This window comes from Streptomyces sp. NPDC021224 (assembly GCF_044332905.1).
GTDB lineage: Bacteria > Actinomycetota > Actinomycetes > Streptomycetales > Streptomycetaceae > Actinacidiphila.
Genome location: NZ_JBIRPW010000028.1, coordinates 51,249 through 60,285 on the forward strand (window position 1 = coordinate 51,249; position 9,037 = coordinate 60,285).

Annotated in this window: 8 protein-coding genes; 1 reads left to right on the forward strand and 7 read right to left on the reverse strand. The window is 69.8% G+C overall.

Annotated elements, in window-relative coordinates:
• Positions 1-172 precede the first annotated feature (172 nt).
• The gene (gene gltX / locus ACH4PY_RS36280; RefSeq protein ID WP_398192788.1) at positions 173-1,540 is read left to right on the forward strand and encodes a glutamate--tRNA ligase; all 1,368 of its coding nucleotides are present in this window, start codon (positions 173-175) and stop codon (positions 1,538-1,540) included.
• Positions 1,541-1,544: 4 nt separating this feature from the next.
• On the opposite strand, the gene ACH4PY_RS36285 is transcribed toward gltX, so the two are convergent.
• The 7 genes from ACH4PY_RS36285 to ACH4PY_RS36315 are packed head-to-tail and all read right to left on the reverse strand — an operon-like array spanning position 1,545 to position 8,873.
• Positions 1,545-2,471 (reverse strand): glycosyltransferase, encoded by a 927-nt coding sequence (locus ACH4PY_RS36285; RefSeq protein ID WP_398192780.1) that lies wholly within the window; start codon positions 2,469-2,471, stop codon positions 1,545-1,547.
• A gap of 59 nt (positions 2,472-2,530) precedes the next feature.
• Positions 2,531-3,160: an HD domain-containing protein gene (locus tag ACH4PY_RS36290; protein WP_398192781.1), complete on the reverse strand. Its 630-nt coding sequence runs from the start codon at positions 3,158-3,160 to the stop codon at positions 2,531-2,533.
• Between the two features lie 5 nt (positions 3,161-3,165).
• Positions 3,166-4,869 (reverse strand): carbamoyltransferase C-terminal domain-containing protein, encoded by a 1,704-nt coding sequence (locus tag ACH4PY_RS36295; RefSeq protein ID WP_398192782.1) that lies wholly within the window; start codon positions 4,867-4,869, stop codon positions 3,166-3,168.
• Positions 4,870-4,888: 19 nt separating this feature from the next.
• Positions 4,889-5,698 carry a radical SAM protein gene (locus tag ACH4PY_RS36300; RefSeq protein WP_398192783.1) on the reverse strand — a complete coding sequence of 270 codons (810 nt, stop codon included), beginning with the start codon at positions 5,696-5,698 and terminating at the stop codon, positions 4,889-4,891.
• Positions 5,699-5,732: 34 nt separating this feature from the next.
• Positions 5,733-6,860, reverse strand: coding sequence for a hypothetical protein (locus ACH4PY_RS36305; protein ID WP_398192784.1), 1,128 nt, complete (start codon positions 6,858-6,860; stop codon positions 5,733-5,735).
• A complete protein-coding gene (locus tag ACH4PY_RS36310) occupies positions 6,857-7,969 on the reverse strand; it encodes a radical SAM protein (RefSeq protein ID WP_398192785.1) in 1,113 nt (370 codons plus the stop codon). The genes ACH4PY_RS36305 and ACH4PY_RS36310 overlap by 4 nt, the downstream gene beginning before the upstream one ends.
• Positions 7,970-7,973: 4 nt before the next feature.
• Positions 7,974-8,873 (reverse strand): D-2-hydroxyacid dehydrogenase, encoded by a 900-nt coding sequence (locus ACH4PY_RS36315; RefSeq protein WP_398192786.1) that lies wholly within the window; start codon positions 8,871-8,873, stop codon positions 7,974-7,976.
• Positions 8,874-9,037: the final 164 nt, after the last annotated feature.

Consider the following 9,037-nt stretch of genomic DNA (forward strand, 5'->3'; position numbering starts at 1 on the left):
GCCCGATCATCGGGTCGTTGACCTGCTTGCGCCTTGTTCGCCGACACAGGAACACCTCCATTCAGGGGCGGCTGATGTCTGCGGACCGGCACGGGCCTACGCCAGGGCTCGCTAGGCTTGGCCCATGTCTGATGCCCCGGTTCGCGTTCGTTTCGCCCCCTCTCCGACCGGCATGTTCCACGTCGGTGGAGCCCGGTCCGCTCTGTACAACTGGGCGGTGGCGCGACAGTCCGGCGGCACGTTCGTCCTGCGGATCGAGGACACCGACGCGGCCCGGAACCAGCCGGAGTGGGTGCAGGGGATCATCAACGCGCTGGCTGCGATCGGGATCAATGAGTCGGACAGTGTCTTCGAGGGGCCGTACTTCCAGTCGCACAACGCCGACCGGCACCGTGAGGCTGCCCAGCAGCTCTTCGCGGCCGGGAAGGCGTACTACTGCGACTGCACCCGCGAGCAGCTCAAGGAGCGCACCGGGTCCGAGCACCTTGGTTATGACGGCTTCTGCCGGGGGCGGGGGCTGGCGTACGAGCCCGGCCGGGCGCTGAGGTTCCGCACGCCGGATGAGGGCGAGACGGTAGTGGTGGACCTCGTCCGGGGGGAGCCTGCGTTCCCGAACAGCGCGATCGAGGACTTCGTGATCGCCCGCGGCGACGGGTCTCCGGTGTTCCTGATCGCGAATGTGGTCGACGATCTGGATGAGGGCATCACGGAGGTCATCCGGGGCGAGGAGCACCTGTCGAACACGCCGAAGCAGCAGCTGCTGTGGGAGGCGCTGGGTGCGAAGCCGCCGGTGTGGGCGCACCTGCCGGTGATCGTCAACGAGAAGCGGCAGAAGCTCTCCAAGCGCCGGGACAAGGTCGCCCTGGAGGACTACCTCGCGGAGGGCTACCTGCCCGAAGCGATGGCGAACTACCTGATGCTGCTCGGCTGGGGGCCGGGCGGGGACGTGGAGATCCGGCCGTACGAGGAGCTGGAGCAGCTGTTCCGGATCGAGGATGTGAACACCTCGCCGGCGTTCTTCGATGTGAAGAAGCTGACGGCGTTCAACGGCGAGTACATCCGGGCGCTGGCACCTGACGCCTTCGTCGAGGCGTGTGCGCGGTGGCTGACCGCTCCCTACGCGCCGTGGAAGCCGGAGGCCTACGACCAGGCGGTCTTCGAGGCGGTGGCGCCGCTGGCGCAGACGCGGCTCGCGGTGCTGTCCGAGGTCACGTCATACGTGGACTTCCTGTTCCTGGACGAGCCGGTGCACGACGAGGTGTCGTGGGGCAAGGCGATGAAGCCCGGGGCCGCCGAGCTGCTGCGTGATGTCCGAGGTGAGCTGGCCACCGCCGAGTGGGAGGCGGAGCCGCTGAAGGCCGTGCTGGTAGCGGTGGGGGAGAAGCACGGACTGAAGCTGGGCAAGGCCCAGGCTCCAGTCCGTGTCGCGGTGATGGGACGCACCGTCGGTCTGCCGCTCTTCGAGTCGCTTGAGGTGCTCGGGCGCGACCGGGTGCTGGCCCGGCTGGATGCGGCTCTGGAGCGCCTGGCGGCGGAGTAATACGTCAGGCGGCGACCGCGGCGAGCAGTCCGCCCCAGGCGCGGGAGAAGTAGCCGGAGTCGAAGCGGGCGAGGGCGTCGTAGGCGGCCTTGGTCTCGGCTTCGGGCGTTGCGGCCCGCTCGTATACCTGCTCCCGGAGGCGGGACAGGTCGGGGACGGGCTGCCCGGCGATGTACGCGAGGTCGCCGAGGCCGGCGATCGGGCGGATCAGGCACGGCATGCCCGTCAGCAGGGCCTCGGCTGCGCAGCGGCTCCAGCCCTCGCGCATTTGCGGGGCGAAGACGCCGAGGTCGCATGCCCGGAGCAGCCGCAGGTATCGGTCGCGGGGCAGGTCGTGGTGGGTGCCTGTGAAGCCGATGGTCTTGCTGCCCGTGGCGAGGACGTGGAGGCGGGAGTCACCGTGCAGGGCCGAGGCGACCGCGTCGGTGCCCTTCCAGTGCACGGCCTTGCCGGCGTAGACGGCGATGGCGTCCGGGGCGAGACCGAATTCGTCACGGCAGACCTGCCGGTCGAGGGTGCGGACGTGGTCGAACTCGGTGAGGTCGAAGGCGTTGTAGATGACCTTGACGTCGGGGACGCCCTGTGCACGGAGGAAGTTCGCCCAGTAGGGAGCTACACACACCACCGCGGCGCACTGGGGCAGCGCGGCGAAGAGGCGTTGCCATAGCTGGGCTTCGATAGGGGCCGAGTCGTGTTGGAGTGGTTCGTAGTGGTGGAAGACGAAGATCGTGCGGGCGCGCATGCTCGGGGTGAAGAGCAGGAGGCTCAGATCGTCCCACACGAACGTCCCCGGCACGTGCTGTAAGCCTCGGATGGCAGGTGCGAGGCGGGCCAGGTGGCGGAGCTTGCGCCAGCGCCGCGCCCGGTAGGCCCGCTTGTAGTCCGGCACGGTGTGCCACTCGTACTGGTCCGCGGTGACGTCGTGAATCATCCGAAGGTAGGCACGGCCGCCGGTGCGGCCTGTCGGTTCCAGGGAGTGCACGACCGGCTTCATAAGCCAACCTCCGGGGTCTCGTGTGCGTAGCGCTCGTATTCGGCCCGCAACAGCGCGCAGGCTGCGTTGAGGTGGGTGTTCACAGTTCGGCTGGTTTCGGCGAGCGGCAGGTAGAAGTCGACGAGAGCGGCGACAAACCGTTCGCGGCGGCCGGAGTCTGTGGAATTCCGCAGGTCGCGGAGGTTGTGGATGCGGTCGGTGAGCCTTACGAGCAGCGGCTCGGGGCCGAGGCGGCCGGTCTTGGCCCGCCAGGCCGCCTCGTCGCCGGGCTGCTTGGGCCTGCGCTCCAAGCGGTGGTCGGGGGTCATCTCACGAAGCCGTTCGGCGAACTCCTGGCCCAGTTCGGCTGCCACAGCGGACGCCGATTCCGGGGAGATCTCCAGGGCGTCGTGGAGCAGGCCGAGGAGTAGCGTGGTCGGCGAGGTGACGGCGAGTTCGTCCCGGAGGATGGCCACGACGGCGACGGGGTGGTGGAGATAGGGAGTGCCCTGGTCCCGGGTACGGCCGGAGTAGATGCCGAATGCCAAGGCGGCAGCACTCTCCGCGCGGGTGTAGTCGGCCTGGTCCCAGGTATCGGCCTGCAAGGCGTTGAGGATGGCGGTGGTGGGTTCCGAAGTCGGAGGCATGTGACTCACCTTCCGTTCGTGGAGGGGACCGGGATGCCGTCGGCGAGCAGGAGCGTGTCGCCGACGGCGAGGGCGTCCAGGCCGAGGTCCGCGGTGGCGTGGACGGCTTGCTCGGCGGTGCGCAGGATCGGGGTGCCCTTGCGGTTGAAGGAGGTGTTCAGCAGAAGGGGCAGGCCCGTGCGGCGGTGGAACTCCTCCAGGAGGGCCCGCAGGCCGGTGTGCTCGGTGGTGACGGCTTGCAGGCGGCTGCTGCCGTCGCGGTGGACCACGGCGCCCATGCGGTCAGCGTGGCAGTGGCGGGCTTGGGCGACGCGGTTCATGTAGGGGTCGCCTTCGGCCATGAACCACTCGGTGGCGTGCTCGGCGAGTACCGCGGGGGCGAACGGCCGGTACGTGGCGCGCTGCTTGATGGCGTTGAGGCGGTCGCGGGTGGCTGCGTGGCCGGGGTGGGCGAGGATCGAGCGGTGGCCGAGGGCGCGGGGGCCGAACTCCATCGGGCCTTGGACCCAGCCGACGATGCGGTGGTCGGCCAGGAGGGCGGCCACCGTCGGCACCAGCTGGGCGCCGAGGTTCGGGATGATCCGGTATCCGGCGGGCAGGCCCGTGGTCGGGAGCCGGCCGGGTTCCGGGCCCCAGGCGGCGTCCGTCGGGGCAGCGAGGCGGGGCTGGCCGAGCTGGTAGTGCCAGGCGTACAGCGCGGCGCCGACGGCCGTACCGGCGTCGTGCGGGGCCGGTGCCACGAACAAGGTCTCGTACCCGGCGTCGGCGGCGAGACGGCCGTTGAGGTGGGAATTCAGCGCGCATCCGCCGGAGAAGACGAGCGTGTCCGCTTCGGTGAGGTGTCGAAGGTGGCGGGCGACGTGGGTGACGGCGTCGGCGAAGGTCTCCTGTACGGCGGCGGCCAGGTCGGCTCGTTCCGTCAGGGACGCTTCCGCGACGCTGTCGGCGCTCCAGGCACGCTTCCCGATGAGCAGCGGGGTGTCGGCGTCGGCGGAGCCAAGCGGATGAGCGACGTGGACCTCGCCGTCGCTGCCGAGGTGGATCAGCGCGCGAACCTCGTCGCGGTGGCGGCCCGGGTCTCCGTACGCGGCCAAGGCCATCATGCTGCCTTCGGGTTCGTCCCCGGGCGGGACCAGTCGCAGCGCGAGGTTGCGGTAGAAGTGGCCGAGCGAGGGGTGGGCGCGACGGGGGCCGGGGCTGAGGCTCGGCAGGGCCTGGTGGATGCGGTCGATCCGGTCGGGGCGAAGGTCGTAGCCGGTGACGCGTTCGCGACCAGCACCGATGTCGCTGCCGAGGGACGATCCGCCGGCGTCGATGACGAGTCCGGCCGCGTGGTCGTGACCGGAGAGCAGGTAGCCGGCCATGACGTGGGCGGTGTGGTGGGAGAGCAGCCGCAGGCGTCCGCCGAGGGAGGTGGGGAGAAGCGCCGCGAGCTCCCCCCGTTCCTCGGCGAGCCACCACCCTGCGGCCGGGGTGGGGCGCATGGAGGGGGTCCAGATGGCGTCGATGTCGTCGGGGCCGACGCCTGCGGCGTCCATGCACCAGGCCAGGGAGTGCGTCGGGGCGGTGAGGGTGGCCTTGCGGTTGTGGGGTTGGCGGTTGTGCTTGAGGCCGCTCCAGCGCTCCTCTTCCGCGGCGTAGAGGTGACCGTCGACGATCAGGGCGGCGGACGTGTCGTGGTGGAAGTTCAGGCCAAGGACAGCGGGCATGGTTGTCCGGTACCTCCGGTCAGGCAACGGTGACGGGCGCGGGCAGGAGAGCGGGTACGACAGGTGAGCCGGAGTCGGTGTACTCGTGGCACTTGCCGCAGAAGCGGTAGTGATCCCGACGCGGCGCGAAGACCTTGGCCGTGAAGTCGTCGTCCCAGATGTTGAACTCGCTGTCGTCCTTGGCCATCGCGTTGAAGCAGCGGTAGCAGGAGCCGTCGAGTTCGATCATGAGGTGCTGGTCGAGGTACCGGGCGCACAGACCACGCAGTTCGTTGACGGGCTGACCGACGTCGATGTGGTGGACGTGGTTGGTGACGTGGATCGCACCGTGGGCGGCGCACAGCTCGGCGAGCTGGTCGAGACGGCTCGGGCTGATCCCTTCCAGGACGCTGTTGACGACGACGGTTTTGCCGGCCGCGCGCAGGGTCGGGACCGCGGCGTGGACCTGGTCGTAGTTGCCGTGCTCGTCGTCGCAGCCGATGAGGACCTGGTCGTAGCAGGCGAGGGCGACCGCCATCAGGCGCTTGTTGCGCGCGAGGCTGAGGGCGTTGGTGCCGAGCACCATGACCTTGTCCGGCAGGCGTGTGCGGGCGAGTCGGCTGAGCGCGGGGAAGTCGCGGTGGACGGTGGGTTCGCCGCCGTTGATGTGGAGCTGCTGGAAGGGGATCGTTTCCAGGCGGTCCAGGACGGTGGCGAACGTGGGGAGCGGCATGTTCTCCCCCTGGGCGCCGTCGGCGAAGATGCAGAAGTCGCAGGAGCGATTGCACTTGGTCGTGATCTTGATCTTGGCGGTCTTCAGGACCCGGGGGCTGCTGGCTCCGGCGGGCATGGCGTTGTCTCCTTGATCGATGTGCGGCGGTGGGTCATGCCGAGTGGAGGGTGAGGAAGTCCTCCACCACGGAGTGGTGCCGGTCCCAGGCGGCGAGCGCGTCCCGGAGGACATCAGGCGTCGTCGGGCCGGTGGGGAGCAGGTCGGCCATGCGGGCGGCGAGCCGCTGCTCGCTGGTCTCTCCGTCGGCTGCCAGGGAGCGCAGCACACTGGCGGCGCCGCAGAGCTCCTTCGCTTCGCGGGCGATGAGGTAGCCGGTGGCGACGGTCGGAGGTGGGTCGAGGTAGTAGAGCCAGCGGGCGATCCGGACGCGGAGCATGCCGGCGGTCATCGTCCAGGCGATGGACCGCGAGCCTTCGGCGTCCTCCCCTTCTCGGTCTTCCGGGAGATCGGGGATGTGCCGCAGGAGCGCGCTCAGGGCGACGTGTGCCGATCGCAGGAGGTGCTGCGCCGACGGTGGCCGTTCCACCTGCTCCGGCTCCGCGCCTCTTGCCTGGCGGAGGAACAGCTCGGCGTGATGTTCCAGCCCGTCCGGGCGCCATTGGGCGAGAGCAGCTGACTTACCGGGGCAGCGGGTGTGCGTCGCGAGGGCTGCGCCGGCGAACCAGCAAGGGGCCAGGTAGTGCCAGGCGACACAGTGCCTGCGGTAGCCGGGCAGGTCCCGCGTGACGTTGTCGGTGCTGTCGGCGGCCAGCAGGTAGCGGCCCCCGAGTCGGGAGTTGAGGATGCCCCGGTAGAAGCGCTCGTCCGCGCTGCTCCAGGGCTCCATCTGTGCGTGGGATTTCCAGCGCTGGAGGGTGGGCCGGTGGCCGTGGATCAGGCTCCAGGTCACCAGTTCGGGCGGGGAGATGCGGCGGCGGTCGACCTCGGAGGTGGTGAAGGCGAATCCGGGCGGGTGCTCGAGCAGGCGCCGGTTGGCGACGTCGCGGGCCACGGCGGCGGAGTGTGCCGCGGCGAGGCAGTGATTCCACTCGCGCCACCCGGCCGGGGCCTGGGCGAGAAGGATCCGTACATCGAGGTCCGAGTGTGGGGCGAGCAAGTCGGTGCGCTGCCACTTGTGGGTGAACATCGCCGCGCTGAGACCGTGCTCCGCCAGCTCGTGTACGTACAACGCGCCCAGGTCGTCGTACAGCGACGTCACGGCGGTGGACGCGGCACTCACCGGTCCTCCCCGACACCCGGGTTTCGTACCGCGCAGGAGGAGCCGGCAGTGCGGACGACGGGAAGCAGGGGGAATACGGGCTTGCCTTCGGGCCGCTCCATGCGGTCCCAGCGCAGGTCGTAGTCGACGTAGTGGAATCCCTGCCACGCGTCGTTGCCGTTGCGCTCCAGCATGGCGCGGAAGAGGTGGGCGTAGGCGTCGCTCAGCGTGTGGTCGGCCAGGTGCGGTTTCAGGGGGATGTCGCGGTTGTGGAGGATGCACGGGCGGGCCACACCGGTCGGGGTGATCTTGATGCGGTTGGCGTCCGAGCAGGTCGCGCAGCTGGAGTTCGAGATGAATCCGATCGATCCGGCCCAGCCCGGGGGCCGGAGGTAGCGGCCGGGGCTGCGCACGCCCAGTTCGCCGCGGGCGACTTCGTCGGCGTCGGCAAACCAGTCCGCCAGCCGGGCGCGGACGTCTGCCTCGGGGACGAACTCGCTGTCGAAGAGCTCTCGGGCGGGGCCGATGTTCTGCAGCTCGACGAGGCGGACGGCGATCGGCAGGTCCTTGGCGAGTTCGGCCACCTGGAGGGCGTCGTCCAGGTAGCTGCGCTGCAGAACGCAGTTGACCTTCACCTTGAGCCCGAGGGCGAGGGCCTCGTCGATCGTTGTGCGAGCGACACGGGGGTCACCGCCGCCCATGATCGTGGCGGAGCGGGCCGGGTCGAGGCTGTGCAGGCTGACGTTGAGGTACGTCAGGCCGGCACGCTGAAACTGCTCGACGCTCAGGCCTTTGCGGAGATTGCCGTGGCTGGTCATGCCGATCGAGGCTCCGGTGCCGAGGCCGCCGGCGAGGGCGGCGATGACGTCGAGGATGTCGGCGCGCAGGGTCGGCTCGCCGCCGGAGCAGTGCGCCTTCTTCACCTGCCACGCTCCGGCCTCCTGCGCGATGGCGGCGTAGTCGGCGACGGTGAGCGGCCGGTCCTTGTGGCCGTAGTCGGGCATGCAGCGGGGTTTGCAGAAGACGCAGTCGAGGTTGCAGAGGGAGTTGAGGGTGAAGGCCAGGTAGGGGTGGTTGCGGCCGGTGGCGGCGAAGGACGCCAGCAGGTCGCGGTGGCCCGGAGTGAGCATCGGTTCAGCCTCCTGCGGTTGGGGGCGGGGCGGTCGGCGAAATGGCGAGGCCGTTCAGTGGCTGTCCGGCGAGGTGGCGGTGCAAGTTGTCTGCGAAGAAGGCCACGGCGTCGTCCATGTAGGTGCGTGAGAACGTGGCGCTCTTCGGCGTGATCACGACGCGCGGGTGGTGGCGCAGTGGGTGGTCCATAGGCAGGGGCCTGGGGTCGGTCACGTCCAGGGCGGCACCGCGAAGGCGGCCGGTGTTCAGGGCGTCCAGCAGTGCTTTCTGGTCGACGGTGGAGGCACGGCCGAGGTTGACGAACAGGGCGCCGGACTTGAAGGCGGCGAAGGTGTCGCGGTCGAAGTACCGGTCCGTGTCTGGGGCGGCGGGCAGGAGGTCGACGACCACGGCGGCGTCGGCAACCGCGGTACGGATGTCCTCGGTGCGCATCCATGTGACGCCGTGGCGATCGGAGGCGGACGGTCGGCGGCGTACGCCGATGACGTGCATGCCGAACGCGCGGGCAGCGCGGGCGAGATGGCCGCCGATGCTGCCGCAGCCGACGATGGTCAGGGTGGCGCCGGCCAGGTCGAAGAACTCCTCGGCGAGGTCGTCCTTCCACCAGTGGCGGGTCTGCTGGAGGAGGCTGCTGGTGAACAGGCCCCGCGAGTAGCCCAGGATCAGACCCATGGCGTGCTCCGCCATCGGGCGACCGTGGAAGCCGTACGAGCGGGTCACGGCGACGCCGCTGCTCTCGGCTTCGGCGACGGGCAGGTGGTCTGTTCCGGCAGCCGGGGAGGCGATCCACTTCAGGTGCGGGGATACGGGGAACCAGTCGGGGTTGAAGCGCCAGCCGAAGTAGACCTGGGCTTGTTCGAGCTGCTGGCGGACCGTGCCGGCGGTGGCGATGCGGAAATCCACCGTGGGGAAGGCCGTCCGTAAAGTGCGCTCGTGTTGCTCGGACAGGTGCCAGAAGTCGCGTGGGGACTCGGTTGCGTCCTTGGAAGTGGTGTAGCGGGTTGGACCTGATCCGGGGGTTTGCTCCGGCGTCCGGGTTGGTGCCCGCATAGCAAGACGGCCACCGG

What these genes read in the sequence shown, in the direction of transcription:
- gltX (WP_398192788.1), top strand. Translation starts at nt 173, where the DNA reads ATGTTCCACGTCGGTGGAGCCCGGTCCGCTCTGTACAACTGGGCGGTG.
- ACH4PY_RS36285 (WP_398192780.1), bottom strand. Translation starts at nt 2,471, where the DNA reads ATGATTCACGACGTCACCGCGGACCAGTACGAGTGGCACACCGTGCCG.
- ACH4PY_RS36290 (WP_398192781.1), bottom strand. Translation starts at nt 3,160, where the DNA reads ATGCCTCCGACTTCGGAACCCACCACCGCCATCCTCAACGCCTTGCAG.
- ACH4PY_RS36295 (WP_398192782.1), bottom strand. Translation starts at nt 4,869, where the DNA reads ATGCCCGCTGTCCTTGGCCTGAACTTCCACCACGACACGTCCGCCGCC.
- ACH4PY_RS36300 (WP_398192783.1), bottom strand. Translation starts at nt 5,698, where the DNA reads ATGCCCGCCGGAGCCAGCAGCCCCCGGGTCCTGAAGACCGCCAAGATC.
- ACH4PY_RS36310 (WP_398192785.1), bottom strand. Translation starts at nt 7,969, where the DNA reads ATGCTCACTCCGGGCCACCGCGACCTGCTGGCGTCCTTCGCCGCCACC.